This is a genomic window from Steroidobacter gossypii, assembly GCF_016801985.1.
Taxonomy (GTDB): Bacteria; Pseudomonadota; Gammaproteobacteria; order Steroidobacterales; family Steroidobacteraceae; genus Steroidobacter; species Steroidobacter gossypii.
Genome location: NZ_JAEVLS010000003.1, coordinates 194,290 through 211,293 on the forward strand (window position 1 = coordinate 194,290; position 17,004 = coordinate 211,293).

The following is a 17,004-nucleotide window of genomic DNA, read 5'->3' on the forward strand; positions in this document are numbered from 1 at the left end:
ATCGCCAGCTGCGCTCCTGACGCGCTACGGCGAGCACGCAGGTCCAATATCGAGTTTCAGATTGCGGCGCATACTCCCTCGCAATCCATGGCGCGAGGTGAGCGGATATGAGCACGATCACGACCAAAGACGGAGTAGAGATCTACTATAAGGATTGGGGCAGCGGGCAGCCCATTGTGTTCCATCACGGCTGGCCGTTGTCGGCGGACGATTGGGACGCGCAGATGATGTTCTTCCTGGAGCGCGGCTATCGAGTGATCGCACATGATCGCCGTGGTCATGGTCGATCGAGTCAGACCGCGACCGGCAACGACATGGATACCTACGCCGCCGATATGGCGCAGCTCGCCGCTCACCTGGATCTGCGCGATGCAATTCACGTCGGGCATTCCACTGGCGGCGGCGAAGTCACTCGCTACGTCGCGAGGTATGGCGCTGGACGTGTGGCCAAGGCGGTATTGATCGGCGCGGTGCCTCCGGTCATGGTGAAATCCGCGAAGAATCCTGGCGGGTTGCCCATCGAAGTATTCGATGGCTTCCGCGCCGCTCTCGTGGCGAACCGCGCCCAGTTCTTCCGTGATATTCCAGCCGGACCCTTCTATGGTTTCAATCGCCCGGGCGCCACGCCGTCGCAAGGTGTGATCGACAACTGGTGGCGGCAGGGAATGATGGGCGGCGCGAAGGCGCACTACGACTGCATCAAAGCATTCTCCGAGACCGACTTCACCGAAGACCTGCAGTCGATCAGCGTGCCGGTGCTCGTCATGCACGGCGACGACGATCAGATCGTGCCGTTCGCGGACTCGGCGCCGCTTTCCGCCAAGCTGCTCAAAAATGCCACGTTGCAGGTGTACCCTGGACTGCCGCATGGCGTCTGCACGACTCATCCGGACATCGTCAACCGGGATCTGCTGGCCTTCATCGAAGGGAAATGAATGAGCGCCGGCGCGGTGACGCGCCGGCGAAAGCCAAGCTCGTACGCACGATTACGCTCAAGCGTACGAGCTGGCGACACCTCAGGGCTGTCGGATGTTGATGTCGTCGTAACGAACCGCGGTCTTGAACGCGGCCAGGCCGTGGCTGCCGCGAGCGTGCGACGTGTCGTTCGCTTCCAGCATCAAGCGGCCGTTGACATAGAGCCGCAGTGAGCTGCCGATCGCTTCCATGCGCAGAGAGTACCAGGTGCCCAAGGTGACCTGCAGCGGCGCGCTGTCGAGCACGGTGGTCACGCCATTCACCAGCTTACGCAGCGAAATGGTGTTGTTGTTTCGGGCGGTCACATAGTAGTAGTTCTGATCGTCGACGAAGCGCGTGATCAGCCCGAACCAACGCTCGCCCGTGGTGGTGAAGCTGGTCGGTTTGGCGCGCGCCTGCAGGATCTGGTCGTCGGCCGCCACGCCGACGATGGCGCGGGCGCCGCCGGCAAGCGAGGTCTGCGCGAATACCACTGAACTGTCGTTGGCCAACGCCCAAGTGCCGGTCTGCGGCTGCCAGAAAGGATCGAGAATGCCGCGGCTGTCGAAATCGTCGCTGAACAGCGTGGTCTGCGGGCTCGGTGTCACGATCACGTTGTCGAAGTCTGCGCTGGTTTTGTAGGTGTACAGGCCGGCGCGGCCGCTGGAGTGCGACGTATCGCTGGCGCGTAACACTTCGTTGCCGTCGATGAAGACGCGAACCAAGGTGCCGATGGCTTCGAGACGTAAGTTATAAGTGCGCCCGAGCGTCACCGGGAAGCTGGCGGTGTCCAGCGTCACGATCGCGCCGTTCACCAGCTTTCTGAGTTGCACGGAGTTCGTGCTGCGCATGGTGACGTAGTAGTAATTGCCCACGTCGGTCTGACGCACGGTCAAGCCGAACCAGCGATCCGAACCGTTGAAGGCGGTGGGCTTCACGTCCGCCTGGATCGATTGATTCGCCCAGTCCATGCCGGTGGGCGAGGAGGCCGCGGCGCCAGCGAGACTCGACTGCCGATACACATAGGTGCCACCGGAGGAAACCACCGTGAAACCGCTGCCGGCGATCGGCGTCCAGGTGCTCGCATTGCCGTCGCCGAAATCGTCGGCGATCACCGCCGGCTGACTCAGATCGGCAGGCAGCTCGAACAGGTAGACGCCACCGCCGGCGCTGGCCACCACCGTGCGGCCGTGAATATCCACATCGCCGCCGCCGAATCCGTTCACCTGGGTATCGCTGGTGACCAGCTTGGCCGAGTAGCTGAAGTTTTGGTTGTCGCTGCTGGTGAACACGGCAATCGAGCCGGCGAATGCAGCGCGCTCCGGATCGTCGAAGCTGGGCACGAGCGCTACCCCGTTGTTCAGCACCAGATTGCCGGTGCGCCCGGCCCTCAGGGCATCAGGCCGCAGCAGATTTCCGCTGCTCTGTTGATACGGCGGCAGGAAAACATAAGGGCCGCCCGCGGTCGGAGGCGCGCCGATCAGTAGTGTGTCGTCGGACAGCGCGACGTATTCGTTTTCGCCAAGACCGGAAGGGGACACGGTCGGCGTGGGCACCAGCATGCGCTCCCAGTTGGCGCCCGAGGTGTTGGTAAACAGGTAAGCCTGGGGACCGCCCACCACGACGCGATTGCCGCTGATGTCCACCTCGCGGCCATAGAATTCATCGTCACACCCATCCGGATGCATGGCGCCGGTGAAGTCCTGCACGATCGCGAAACTACCGTCGGCCTGACGTTCAATCAGGCGTCCGTAATAGCCACAGCCGCCATCGCTCACCAGGAAGCGCCCGGCATCGGCTTCGATATCGAGGCTGTTGGACGCGCCGGCCGTGGAAGGGATACTGATCCAGCCGGTGGCGGTACGCTCGAAGAAAAGCACTCGGCCGAACGCGACCGCTGCGATCGAGCCGTCCAGTGCGACCGAGATCGGAGTGATGTGTCCGATCCGGTCCTGAATCACGGCGGCCAGCTGCGTGACGTATTGCCACTGGCCAGCGGAGTTACGTTCGAAAGCGAACGCCGCCTGCTCGATGCTGCCCGGGTCGCCGCCCGGGTCGCCGGGGCGGCTGGCGGTGACGATCAGAATGTTTTCGCCAAGCGCCACCGAACCGCAACACTGCCAGCTCGGATCCGGCAAGGTGACTGTCGCTTGTTCCTCGAGCACCAGTGGCCGGGCGTGCGCGAGACCGCCGAAGCCGGCGACGATCGTAAAAAACAAGGCCAGCGCCCAGCCCGGTGCCGTCCGAAATTGCTGACGCATATTTCCTCCCCCGGCGTGATCGTTTTCGATGTGCCATGGCGGAACGCCGGAAAAGGAACAAAGATCCCCGGTCCAGATGCGATGCGAGGCAGGCGCATGGTTGCGAAAGCAATGCGGCGGGTAACACACCTGAGCCCGCGTTGCATGCGCAACTCCCACAGCGTCATCGGACCTGCGTCACGTTTGATGCGCGATAAAGATTGATCCACTTCACGATTGTGCCGTCGGTTTTATGACACCCATCACGTTCCCGGATTAAGTCCATTCGGCTGCGCAGCATTTGGCTACGGTACGCGCGTCGTTTGTGCCGTAAGTTCTCAGCGGGCTCCCGGTCGACAACGACTCAAATCAACTTCGGACGGGAAGCTGCAGATGCTCAAGCCGTGGGCCCGGATGCCGCGAGCGGGATTTTTCTGGTGGTTGTCGCAAGCGACGTTGCTAGCGTGGCTCGCCGTGATGTTCACGGCCGGGGCGGTTCACGCCACGCCGTTGATCGAAGTTCTGACGTTGCAGGATTCGGTCGATCCGGTGCCTGCGGGCGGCGAACTGACGTACTCCGTGCAGGTCAGCAACGTCAGTTCGTCGACGCCCGCCACGGGTGTAAGCCTCACCGTTGCGCTACCCGCCGGCACGACGTTCGTTTCCACCGATAACGCGTCTTGCTCACATTCTTCCGGCACGGTCACGTGTTCATTCGGCACGTTCCCTGCCGAGCACGACGTCCTGTTCGACATCGTCACGCGAGTCACCGCTGCGGGCGGCACGACGCTCACGGCCGTCGCGACCGCGACAGGGGATGGCGAAACTCCCAGCACCCTCGAGCAGGAGACGACCGTCATGAACGGCGCCGACCTGACGCTCTCGATGGGCGCGACGCCCGATCCAGTGGCCGCGGGCGGCGATGTGACTTACACGCTGTCCGTGCAGAACGAAGGGCCGGACGCGTCTTCGAACCTGCAGATCGTCGACACGCTGCCGCCGAACATGACTTATGTGTCTTCGTCCGGAGCAGGGTGGTCGTGCTCACCCGCGGGCAGTACGGTAACCTGCAATCGCAGCGGCACGCTGGCGAACGGCGCGAGCAGCGTGCTCACCATCATCGGTCGGGTGCAGAATTCGCTGAGCGGCTCGCTCACCAACTCGGCCACCTTGAGCGCCGACACTGCCGACGGGGTGCCCAACAACAACACTGCCACTGCATCGGTGAACGTCATCGCCGGCGCGGATCTGACTCTCACCAAGCTCGCCTCGCCAACGCCGATGATTTCGGCTGCGCCTGCGACCTTCACCTTGCAGCCACGCAACGCCGGGCCCGATCCGGCGGCGGACGTCACCGTCGTCGATACATTGCCAACGGGTTTCACCGCCATCGCGGCCAGCGGCTCGAACTGGTCGTGCTCGGTGGATCAAGCGACGCGCCTGGTGACGTGTACGCGCGCGTCGATGCCGGTGGGGGCGAGCGACGACATCACGATCACGGCGACGGCGCCGGATGACACCGTTGTGCCGCCGGGCGGCATGACCACGAGCAACACGGCCAACGTCACTGGCGCCACGTCCGATCCGGACAATGGCAACAACGATGGCAGTGTCGACATCACCATTCAGCGCGATGGCGCCGACATGTCCATCCAGAAGAGCAAGTCGCCCAACCCGGTCGCGGCAGGCTCGCCCCTTACCTCCGTCATGCAGGCCACTAACAATGGTCCGCGTGCGCTGGATGCGGATGACACCATCACGATCATCGACACGCTGGCAGCAGGGGAGAGCTATGCAGGCGCTTCACCGTTTACCGATAACGGCTGGACGTGCACCTACAGCGCGCCAGCATTCACGTGTTCGCGCCCCGGGCCGTTGGCGGTGGGCCAGACTACGCCGCAGCTGACGCTCATCACGACGGCGGCAGCGCCGACTTCCCTCACCAATACGGCATGCGTCGCGCTCGCGGGCTCGCAGACCGATCCGAACAACACCAACGATTGCGCCAGCGCGAATTCGAGCTCGACGGCCGCGCACGGCGATCTGCGCATCACGAAGACGCAGAACCTGTCGACGGTGACCGCGACGGACACGTCCATCACGTACACGCTCACAATCGCCAACGACGGTCCGCAGGATTCCGCGAACGTAGTGGTTCGCGATGTCATTCCGATGCGCACCACAGTGGTCGCTGGCACGCCCACCGTCATCAACGCGAGCGCCGGGCTCGGCAGTAAAGGATCGGCCGGCAATTGCAGCGTCGCGGCGCAGGTCGTGACTTGCGATTATCCGACACTGCTTTTCGAGAGTGCCGGTACGGGCGCGCCGAACACACCGGAAACCGCGGTCATCACCATCACGGTGGCACGGCCGATGGCGGACGGTGCGTTCACCAATACCGCGACCATCACTTCGACCAACGTCGGCGATCCGGATCATGCCGACAATACTTCGTCGGTGAACACCACGGTCGAGCCGGTGGTGGATGTGCAGGTCGAAGCCAAGACGGTGACGCCGTCCGCCGTCGAAGCGGGCGTGAATGCGACGTACGTGATCACCTTCAGCAATCGCGGTCCGTCGACGGCGCAGGACGTCACGCTGACGGATCAGTTCAATCTGCCGGGTGGCGATGCGGGCTACGAGGTGATATCGATCACCGCCAGCAAGGGAACCTGCAACCCGCACGACCCGGTGGCTCACCGCATCGATTGCAACATCGGCACGCTGGCCGCAAACGAAGCGCAGACCGTGCAGGTGGTGGTGCGTCCCATCTGGATGGCGTCGCCGCCCATGGGGCGCAATCTGCCAAACACGGCCACGATCGCAACCACTACGTTCGACTCGGATGCGAGCAACGATGCGCGCAGCGCGACGCTGGATATCACAGCGGCCGAGGTCGATCTGATCTCCAACGTCTCGGATGTTTCCAGCTTCGTGGGCGTAACGGCGGATCCGCTGGCGTACGACGGCGGCGCGCCGGACACGAACCTCATCACCTACCGGGTTACGGTGAGCAATCTCGGACCGTCCGAGGCGACCTCGGTCGATTTCGTCAACACCTTCACGCCGCCGGGCGGGCGTCAGGTCACCTTCCTGTGCGATTCGTCCGATCCACTCTCATGTGCTGGTACGCCCATCTGTAGCAGCATCACCGCCGGGACCGTCATTGGCACGCCTCAGCAAGTCACTTGCGCCGCCGGCGACATGGAGGCCGGCAGCTCGTTCACCCGCTACCTTCGGTATCGCGTGGAGACGGCGCCCGGGCCGACCGGCGACGCCTATCAAAGCGCGGTCACGGTCGACTCGAACGAGAATGAACCCAATACCGGCAACAACAACGCGCAGGAGCCCACTGCGGTGCGCGCCAAAGCGGACCTGCAGGTGAGCAGCAAGACCGCGCTGATCAGCTCTCCGCCGTTACAGTACGGCCAGGAATTCCAGTGGCGGATCGTGGTCGCCAACAACGGCCCCGGCACGGCGTATCAAACGACTCTGACCGATACGTTGCCTGCGCACATGGTGCTCACGATGCCGTTCACCGCCGTCGTGACCCCGTCCGGCAGCTGCACCAACACCGGCAACACTCAATTCTCCTGCGATCTCGGCGATATGCTGGCCGGCGCGGGACAGGAGCGCACGATCACGGTGAATGTGCGCATCGACCGTCCGGCTTCGCCGCCGTATCCATCGACCTATAGCAACACCGCCTCGGTCACCACGACCTACAGCGTCGATCCGATCTCGAGCAACAACTCGAACAGCGGGTCGGTGAGCCTGGTGAAGTCGAGCATCGCGGGCACGGTCTATCGCGACAACGACAACGACGGCGTGCTGGAGGCGGGCGAAGGCGGCATCGCCGGCGTTTCGCTCACGCTGACGGGCCAGGATGTCTTCGGCAACGCCGTGACTCGCAGCGCCACGACGGATGCCAGCGGCAACTATATCTTCGACAACCTCGAGCAATCGAACGCCACGGGCTACACGATCACGCAGTCGCAGCCGGCAGGTTACAGCGACGGTCTGGAGACGGCAGGCGTCGGCACCGGCGCGAATCCGCCTGGTGGAGTCGTGTCGGCCGCGCCGGACTCGCAGACCATTTCGAACATCGTCCTCGACAAGGATCAGATCGCCAGCGGTTATAACTTCGGCGAGCTGCGTCTGAACTCGCTGGCCGGCCGGGTGTTCGCCGACGTCGACAACGACGGTGTGTTCGATACCGGCGCCATCAGCGATCGCGCTTTGCAGGATGTGGAGATCACACTCACGGGCACCGATGTGCGCGGCGGGGCCGTCAACCTCGTGACCAACACCGACAGCACCGGCAACTACACGTTCAGCAACGTGCTGCCGGGTAGCTATCGAATCATCGAAACGCAACCCGTGCGGTATCTCGATGGAGTGCACACCGCGGGCACGCCGGCCGGCGACATCTCGGTCAACGACGAAGTTGCGTTGGATGTCACAGATCAGGACGGCACGGGCTACAACTTCGGCGAGCAGGGCGGCACGATCAGTGGCCGCGTGTGGCGCGACGCCAATCGCGATGGCGTGCTCGATGCCGGCGAGGTGGGAATCAACAACGTCACGGTCACCTTGACCCAGACCGATCCGCTCGGCTCGTTCACGCTGGTCACAACCACGAACGCCACCGGCAACTACAGTTTCTACACAGTGCCGGCTGGAACATTCACGATCACCGAGTCGCAGCCCGCGGGCTTCGGCAGCACCACGCCGAACAGCATCGCTGGGATCACGATTGCCGCCGGCGGGTCCAGCACCGATCACAACTTCGGTGACTCGACGTCGGCACTACAGGGCACAGTGTTCTTCGATCGCGACGGCAACGGGGCGAATGGCGGCAGCGACACCGGCATCGCTGGCGTGACGCTCGCGCTCACCGGCACGAATGCCGCCGGCGCTGCTGTGAATCTGAGCACGACCACCGGTGCCGATGGCACGTTCTCCTTCGACGATCTGCTCGCGCCCAACGGCGCCGGCTACACGCTGACGCAAACTCAACCAGTCGAGTTCGCCAATGGCCAGATCACTGCCGGCTCGGCCGCGGGCACGGTCAATCAGGGCGCGAATCGTGTCAGCGCAATCGCTCTCACCAGCGGCACGATCGGCAGCGGCTATCTGTTTGCCGAGCTGGGCACGCCGATCTCCGGTGTCGTGTACCGCGACGCCAATCGCAATGGCGTGAAGGAAGCGTCGGAGCCGGGCATCGCGAATGTCACGATCAGGCTGCGCGACGCGGGCGACACGGTCATTGCGACCACCACGACCGCCGCCAACGGCACATACAGCTTCGCTCCACAGCCGGGCGGCAGCTACACCGTCGAACAGGATCAGCCCGCCGGATTCTCGAGCGGCCCCGAGAATGTGAGCAATAGCGTCGCGCTCGCGCTGGTCGCCGGCACTCCAGGCGTGGTCGATTTCGGTGAGAGCACCGGATCGCTGTCCGGTGTGGTGTTCATCGATGTGGATGAAGATGGCGTGCAGGATGCCGAGGACGTGGGCGTGCCGGGCGTGACGCTCACGCTGACCGGCACTGATGCGCTGGGCAGTGCGGTCAATAGAAACGTCGTGACCAATGCCTCTGGCCTGTACGTTTTCAACGATCTGCTGTCAGGCACGTACACGATCACTGAAACGCAACCTGCCTCGCTGGGCGACGGCTTGGAAGTGCTTGGCGCGGGCAACGTCGGGGGCACCGTCGGTAACGACGTGTACAGCGCGATTTCGCTCCCCGTTGGCGAGCAGGCGACCGGCTATAACTTCGGTGAGTCCGGCTCGGCGGTCACCGGTGTGGTGTTCCGTGACTTCAATCGCGACGGCGTTCAACAAGCGGGCGACACGGCGATCGAGAACGTCACGATCACACTGCGCGATGCAAGCAACAACGTGGTCGCCACCACGACCACCGCGGCCGACGGCAGCTACATGATCGCCGGCATTCCCGCTGGCAATTACACCGTCGTTGAAACGCAGCCGGCAGGCTATGGCTCGGCGGCAACGTCGCCCGACACGGTGGCCGTTGTCGTTCCCACCAACGGCGTCGTGACGGCCTCCTTCGCCGACACGCTGTCGACCTTGGCTGGCGCCGTGTACATCGACTTGAACAGCAACGGCGTGCGCGATGCAGGCGAGGCGGGCATCGCTTCGATCACCGTGACGTTGACCGGTACGGATGCAAGCGGCGCCAGCGTCAGCCGCAGCGTCGGCACAGACTCGACCGGTGCCTTCATGTTCATCGATCTGCTGACCCCCACGGCTGCCGGTTACACGCTGACCCAGCCCACTCAGCCCAGCGCATTCGCGGACGGACTCGACACCGCCGGCACGGCAGGCGGCAGCGTCGCGAACGACGTGATCACCGGGATCCACCTCGCGGTGAACACCGACGCGACCGGCTACTGGTTCGGTGAAGGCGCCTCGACCATCGGTGGGGTCGTGTTCAAGGATGTGAACGCGAACGGGACGCGCGATGGCGGCGATACCCCGATCGCAAACGTGGTGATCGTGGCGCGGGACGTTTCAAACACTGTTGTCGCGACCACGACGACCGATGCCAGCGGCGCCTATACATTCGTGGGCTTGCCGGCCGGCAATTACACCATCGAAGAGACACAACCGGCAGGTTACGGTAGCAGCACGCCGAATTCCGTCTCGGTGACGGTGAACGTTGGCAGCTCCGCAACTGCGGACTTCGGTGAAACCACCTCGAGCATCGCCGGTTTCGTCTGGACGGACACGAACAACAACGGCGTTCGTGATGCCGGTGAGCCGCCGATTGCAGGCGTCGCCATCGCGCTGACCGGTACTGACGCTTCCGGCGCATCCATCAGCCTCGCGACCACGACCGATGCGACGGGCGCGTTCCAATTCGTCGATCTGCTGAGTGGCACGTATAGCTTGAGCGAGACGCAGCCTGCCGCATACGCGGACGGCATGGATGTCGCGGGCACAGCGGGCGGCACGGTTGGCAACGATGTGATTTCCGCCATCGCGCTTCCGGCAGGCACGGATGCGACGGGCTATGCCTTCGCTGAAATGGGCCAGGCCGTGGTGGGCCGCGTGTGGCGTGACAGTGATCGCGACGGCGTGCTCGGTTCGAGCGAGGCGGGCATCGCCGCCGTGACCATCACCCTGCGCAGCAATGGCTCGATCATCGCCACCACGACCACCGATGCAGACGGCAACTACTCGTTTGTGAATATTCCGGCAGGTCAATACACCGTCGAGGAGACGCAGCCGGCCGGTTACGGCAGTTCCACGCCCGACAGCGTCAATGTCGAGTTGATCGCGGGCGTCGTCGCGCCGAATGTGAACTTCGGCGACACCGTCGGCAGCATCGTCGGCCGCGTTTATAACGATGCCAACAACAACGGCCGCATCGATGCAGGCGAGCCGGGCATCGCCGACGTTGCCATCCAACTCACGGGCACCGACGCACGTGGCAACAACGTGCTGCTGAGCGCGAGCACGGATCGCGACGGTCGGTATCGCTTCGATGATGTCGTGGGCGGCACGTACGCGCTGACCGAAACACAACCGACCGGCTATCAGGACGGCACGAACACCGCAGGCACAGCGGGCGGCGCGGTCGCCGGCGACACCATCAGCGCAATCGCGCTCGGTGCACAGGTGGACGCTGCGGACTATCTGTTCGGCGAGCGCGGTGACTCCGCCAGCATCGTGGGTCATGTGTGGCGAGATGCCGATCACGACCGCATTCGCGAATCAGGCGAGGCGGTGCTCGCCGACTGGATCGTCGAGCTGTACCAGGGAACGTTGCTGGTGCAGTCGGTGCGCACCAATGCGGACGGCGCGTACGAGTTCTCGAATGTCGCCTCCGGCAGCGGCTATGAAATCCGCTTCCGCGAGCCGAGCAGCAATTCCGTGTACGGCAAGGCGGTCACAAACGAGAGCGGCGTCGATGTTGTCGCCGGCGCGGTCTCGGCGGCGAATCCCGGCGGCGCCGATCCACGCGGCGGTACGCTGCTTGGGATCATTCTGCCGCCGGGCAGCCAGCTCATCGAACAGAGCTTGCCGCTCGATCCGATGGGCGTGGTCTACGACAGCGTCAGTCGTCAGCCCATTGCTGGCGCGACGGTCACGCTGAGGGGACCGTCCGGGTTCGATCCGGCCCTGCATCTGCTGGGTGGCGCGAGCAATATCACTCAAGTCACGGGTGCGGATGGTTTCTATCAATTCCTGTTGCTGACTGGCGCTCCAAGCGGCGACTACTCGATCAGCGTGACTCCGCCCTCCGGCCGTTACATGCCCGGTCCCTCGACCATGATCCCGGTATGCCCAGGGATTCTGCAGGTCGGCGCGATGCCCGATCCAGCGCTGGTGCAGAGCTCGGTGTCCGCGCCCGCGATCGGTATCGGCAATGTGCAGAGCTGCCCAAGCAACTCGGTGGGGCTGGCCGCCGGCGTCGATACGACCCAATATTTCCTGGCGTTCAACCTGACGCCGGGCACGTCGGCCGACGTGATCAACAATCACGTGCCGGTCGATCCCATCCTGCAGGGCGCGATCGTGGTCACCAAGACTACGCCGATGATCAACGTCACTCGCGGCGACCTGGTGCCGTACACGATCACGGCGACCAACATGTTGAACGCGACGCTCACCAACGTCGATGTTCGCGACCTGTTGCCGCCGGGCTTCGCTTATCGCAGCGGCACGGCCTCGCTCAACGGCGCGATGCTCGAACCGGAACGCGTCGGTCGGCAGCTCACCTGGCGCGATCAAACCTTCGCGCCCAGCGAGACCAAGACCTTCAAGCTGGTGCTGGTGGTCGGCTCCGGCGTGAGCGAAGGCGAGTACGTGAACCAGGCGTTCGCCTTGAACAATCTGATCGATCCGGGCCTGGCCGATCCGACGCTCTCGAACGTTGCAACCGCGGCCGTGCGTATCGTGCCGGATCCGGTGTTCGATTGTTCCGATCTGATCGGCAAGGTGTTCGACGATCGCAACGCCAACGGTTATCAGGATCCCGGCGAGCCCGGCCTGCCAAACGTTCGCGTCGTGACTTTGAACGGCATCATCGTCACCGCGGACGCGGACGGTCGATTCCACGTCGCCTGCGCAGCCATTCCGAACGAATACCGTGGCTCGAACTTCGTCATGAAGCTCGATGAGCGCACGTTGCCGTCGGGCTATCGCGTGACGACCGAGAATCCGCGCGACGTTCGCCTGACCCGCGGCAAGCTCACGAAGTTGAACTTCGGCGCAACCATCCATCGCGTGGTGCGAGTGGAAGTGACCGACGAAGCCTTCGAGCCTGGCTCGACCACATTGCGCGCCGAATGGCGTGAGCGGCTGTCGGAGCTGCCGAAGACGCTCGCCGACAAGCCGTCGGTGGTGCGCGTCAGCTATGCCGGCGACGAGGATGCGAAGCTGGTGAAACGTCGCAAACAGACGCTCATCCGGCAGATCCGAGAACAATGGGAGGCGCTGCATCGCGAGTATCCGCTGCACGTCGAAGACGAGACGGAGGTGCAGCCATGAACGGGCGCTCCAGGCTGTTGGCGGCGACGATCGCCAATGTATTGATCATCGCCAGCACGTATGCGGCGAGCGATGAGTCGATTCGCGGCAAGATGGTGGATCGCAGCACGTCGAGGACGGTGGCGCCGACCGCCAACATGGAGTTCGACACTTCGTTGGACGGGCTGACGGGCCATTCCGACGTGCGCGTTCGCGATCTGGAGCTGATGCGCAAGTCGGTGTCGACACTGCCGCGCGAGCAGGCCACCGAAATGCAGACGCTCTCGGATGCGGACCAGGGCGCTTTGTTCGAGTCCGGTCGCGATGAGTTGCTGCCGTCTTCGCGCGAGCGCCTGACCCGCATTGCCGAGAATCTGCGGCATCGGAGCAATCTGCGAATCCTGGTCATCGGTCATGCCGATGCACAGCGCCTGAGCCCGGCGACTCGCAAGCGCTTCGAGAACAATCAGAAGCTATCGGAAGCTCGCGCCTACCAGGTCGCGCAGTTCCTCCGTCTGAAGCTGGCGCTGAATCCGACATCGTTCACCATCGTCGGCAAGGGCGACACCGAGCCGGTGGCCAGCAACGCCACGCCAGAAGGCATGGCGCGCAATCGTCGCGTCGAGTTGCAGGTGTGGTACGACGTGGAGAAGCCGGTGACTGCGCAAGCGCCCGTGGATCCGGAGCGCTCGCTGTGCTCGACGAGCACGGCGCTCAGCGCCGCGCCCATGAGCATCACCGTGGATGGCCGACCGCTCGAAGGCATCGACAATCTGACCGAGGCAGACCATCAGCGCTGCGTCGACGTGGCCGTGAATCGCCACGACATACAAATTCAGTTCGATCCGCTGAAGACCGAGCCGGCTCTGAATATCACAGCGTGGCCGAGCAGCGTGGTCGCAGGCAAGCCCGTGGAGCTGATTCCATACAGCAACTACGTGCATTGGATTCGCAAAGCCGAAGTGCGGTTCTTCCTGCCGGGGCAGGATACGCGCGAGCAGCCGCTGGCCGTGGTGCCGATGGAGATCGGCTCGTCGCTGTCATGGACGCCGGATGCAAGCATCCCTGCTGAAAGCGCGTATGTGCTGCGCGTCTACGACGAGAAAGGTCGCTTCGACGAAACCGCGCCGAAGCCGCTGACTATCGTCGATCGCGAACGGTCGCCGTCGGATCTGGAACGTCCGGAGCGTGAACGACTGACGGGCTACGGCGAGAGCGCGCTGAAGATCCGGAACATCTCCGTGAGCGGCGGCAGCGTCACGGTGAGTGGCCGCAATGTCGCGAAGGGCACGACCATTACCGCGCTCGGATCGACGGTGCCCGTGGACGATCAAGGCCGCTTCGTCATCCGACAGCTGCTGCCTTCGGGCCGACACAGCGTGCTGGTCGAAAGCAGGCGTGAGAACGGCGAGTTCGAGAAGTACCGGCGCAACATCGAGCTGGCGGGCAGCAGCTGGTTCTATGTCGCGCTTGGCGAGCTCACGGCGGCCAAGAACAATACGACGGGTCCCGCGCAGCTGGTGACGCAAGACACGATGCGCTACGAGGATGACACGGAGATCACCGGTCGCGGCGCGTTCTATGCGAAAGGCAAGATCGACACAGACTGGCTGGTGACCTTGAGCGCCGATACTCGCGAGCAGCCGATCGAGGATCTGTTCAGCAACTTTGCATCCAAGGACCCGCGCTATCTGCTCGAGCGTATCGATGCCGAACGAGCCTATCCGGTGTACGGCGATGACAGCAGCAGCGAGTGGGATGCGCCCACCAATGGTCGTTTCTACCTCCGTGTCGATCACAAGGACTCGCGCGCCGTGTGGGGTAACTTTCAGACCTCGTGGACGGGCCTGGAACTCAATCAGTTCAGCCGCGGCCTGTATGGCGCCGACGTGCTCTACAAATCGGAAAGCTCGACTTCCTTCGGCGAACGGCGCGTCATCAACGACCTGTTCGCGGCAGAGCCGGGCACATTGAACTCGCGTGAGGAGTTCCGCGGCACCGGCGGGTCACTCTATTACTTGCGACGACAGGACATCACGCGCGGCTCCGAGCGTCTGTGGATCGAAGTTCGAGATCCGACCTCTGGCATCACGTTGCAGCGGGCACAGCTGATCCCGGGAATGGACTACGAGCTGAGCTATCTGCAGGGACGAGTGCTGCTGCGTGCGCCGTTGTCGTCGATCGCGGAGAGCAATTCGCTGGTGCAGCTCGGCAGCTTGAGCGGCAATCACGTGTATCTGGTTGCCACCTATGAATATGCGCCTGGGCTCAACGAGCTCGACAGCAACGTCTACGGTGTGCGACACAGCTCCTGGCTCACCGATCATGTGCGCGTCGGCTTGAGCGGCTACGAGCAGGGCGAGTCTGCGGACAAACAGAGGCTGGGCGGTCTGGACATGACCTTGCGTTTCGCACCCGCGACCTATCTCGACCTGGAAGCGGCGCGCTCCGAGGGCGTCGGCTCGCAGTTCGGATCTATCGACGGCGGCTTCGGGTTCAATCAAAACCTGACGCCGGGCGAGGAAGCCGATGCGTTCCGTGCTCAGGGCGTGTTCGATCTGGCCGAGTTCTCGTCGCTCCGGGGCCGCGGCAGTGTGTACTGGCAGAATCGGGAAGCGGGTTTCTCCGGCGCGGGCGCGCTGGTGGGCGGCGAGGAAGTCGAGCAATTGGGCGCAGCCCTGAGCCTGCCCATCGCGGATCGCGTGTCGATTGACGCCAAGACGGATCGGCGCGATGCGCGCACCGACAGCGTCGAGGCGCAAGAGCTTGCGCTTCATTATCAGACCACTGAAACCTGGAGTGTGAGCGTCGGCGGTCGTCACGACGATCGACAGAATGCCTTCGCGAACGCGAGCCCGTTGCTGTCGCAGAACGGCCAGCGTACGGACGCCATCGTTCGTATCGACTACAAACCACTGCCCAAGGAGGAGGGGGATCCTCTCACGCGTGCGCTGGGGACGAGTGCTGCGCCGACCAATGAGTTCGACGTGACACGCGCCGCTGTTCCGGCGGACTTCGCCGCTCAGGTCGCCGCTCGACCATCGTCATGGCAGGCCTATGGATTCGCGCAGGCGACGGTCGATCGGACCGGCACGCGCGATGAGAACAATCGCGGCGGTCTGGGCGCCGAGAAACAACTGACCGATCGCTTCCGCGTGGGGGCGGAAGTTTCCGAAGGCACCGGCGGCGTCGGCGGCAAGCTGACGGGCGACTATCGGCTCGACGATCGCGCCAATGTTTATTTCGGGCACACCATGGAGACCGAGCGGCAGGACTCGTCGTATCGGGGCCGCTTTGGCAACACCGTCCTCGGTGCGCGCACCAAGCTCAGCGACCAGGTGAGTATTTACGACGAAGCTCGCAATGCGCGAGGCGCGGGGCCGGAGAGCCTGACCAACGCCTTCGGCGTGGACCTGGCGCCGAACGATCGTTGGACCTTTGGCATCACCGCGGAAGTCGGCACGGTCAGCGATCCGCTCGCCGGCGATCTGGAGCGTCGCGCGGGCGGCTTCGGCATGGCTTATAAGTATGAAGACGTGAAGTTCACCAGCAATCTCGAATATCGCGACGAGCAGGGCACGAACGGCGAACGCAAGACCTGGCTGGCGCGCAACACCGCCGGCTTCCAGGTGACGCCGGACTGGCGCTTGCTGGGCAAGGTCAATGTTTCGTTCAGCGAAGCGAGCGCAGGTAATTTCTTCGACGGCGATTTCGTCGACGCCGCCTTGGGCGGGGCGTACCGTCCCGTGGGCAGCGATCGCTGGAACACGCTGGTGCAATATCGCTATTACTACACGCTGCCTTCGCCCGGTCAGGTCGGTGTCAGCGACGATCTGCTCGATTACGCCCAGCGCAGCCACGTGGTGTCTATCGACACCATCTACGACGTGCTGCCGTGGCTGTCGTTCGGTACGAAGTACGCGCAGCGCCTTGGCGAATTGCGTGACACGCGTATCGGTGGCGAGTGGTATTCCAGCCGCGCAGATCTGACAATCTTCCGCGCGGATTTGCATCTGGTGCACGAGTGGGATGCGGTGATCGAAGGCCGACGCTTGACGGTGAAAGAGGCGGATGACTCGCGCAGTGGCGTGCTAGCGGCGGTCTATCGCCATCTGAACGCGCATGTGAAACTTGGCGCCGGTTATAACTTCACGGATTTCTCCGACGACCTCACCGATCTGTCCTATCGCAGCCGCGGACCGTTCATCAATATTCTGAGCACGTTCTAACGTCGGTAACTTCAGGCAGGGGGCCGACGTCAAGCGGCCCCGTCAAGGTTAGTCACGATTGCAGATCCAGCAATCCATGT

At 63.6% G+C, this 17,004-nt stretch carries 4 protein-coding genes; 3 read left to right on the forward strand and 1 reads right to left on the reverse strand.

The genetic code is table 11. The features are described from left to right. The first annotated feature begins 107 nt into the window (after nt 1-107). On the forward strand, nt 108-935 hold the full coding sequence (locus JM946_RS14810; RefSeq protein ID WP_203168069.1) for an alpha/beta fold hydrolase: 828 nt from the start codon (nt 108-110) through the stop codon (nt 933-935). A gap of 81 nt (nt 936-1,016) precedes the next feature. On the opposite strand, the gene JM946_RS14815 is transcribed toward JM946_RS14810, so the two are convergent. After that, nucleotides 1,017-3,215 (reverse strand): hypothetical protein, encoded by a 2,199-nt coding sequence (locus JM946_RS14815; RefSeq protein ID WP_203168070.1) that lies wholly within the window; start codon nt 3,213-3,215, stop codon nt 1,017-1,019. Nucleotides 3,216-3,587: 372 nt separating this feature from the next. Between JM946_RS14815 and JM946_RS14820 the strand changes: the two genes are divergently transcribed. Beyond that, nucleotides 3,588-12,716 carry an SdrD B-like domain-containing protein gene (locus tag JM946_RS14820; protein ID WP_203168071.1) on the forward strand — a complete coding sequence of 3,043 codons (9,129 nt, stop codon included), beginning with the start codon at nt 3,588-3,590 and terminating at the stop codon, nt 12,714-12,716. Then, nucleotides 12,713-16,924 carry an OmpA family protein gene (locus JM946_RS14825; protein ID WP_203168072.1) on the forward strand — a complete coding sequence of 1,404 codons (4,212 nt, stop codon included), beginning with the start codon at nt 12,713-12,715 and terminating at the stop codon, nt 16,922-16,924. The genes JM946_RS14820 and JM946_RS14825 overlap by 4 nt, the downstream gene beginning before the upstream one ends. Nucleotides 16,925-17,004: the final 80 nt, after the last annotated feature.

Bases quoted from the DNA above. Each gene is read 5' to 3' on its own strand.
- JM946_RS14815 (WP_203168070.1), bottom strand. From the start codon at position 3,215: ATGCGTCAGCAATTTCGGACGGCACCGGGCTGGGCGCTGGCCTTGTTT.
- JM946_RS14825 (WP_203168072.1), top strand. From the start codon at position 12,713: ATGAACGGGCGCTCCAGGCTGTTGGCGGCGACGATCGCCAATGTATTG.
- JM946_RS14810 (WP_203168069.1), top strand. From the start codon at position 108: ATGAGCACGATCACGACCAAAGACGGAGTAGAGATCTACTATAAGGAT.
- JM946_RS14820 (WP_203168071.1), top strand. From the start codon at position 3,588: ATGCTCAAGCCGTGGGCCCGGATGCCGCGAGCGGGATTTTTCTGGTGG.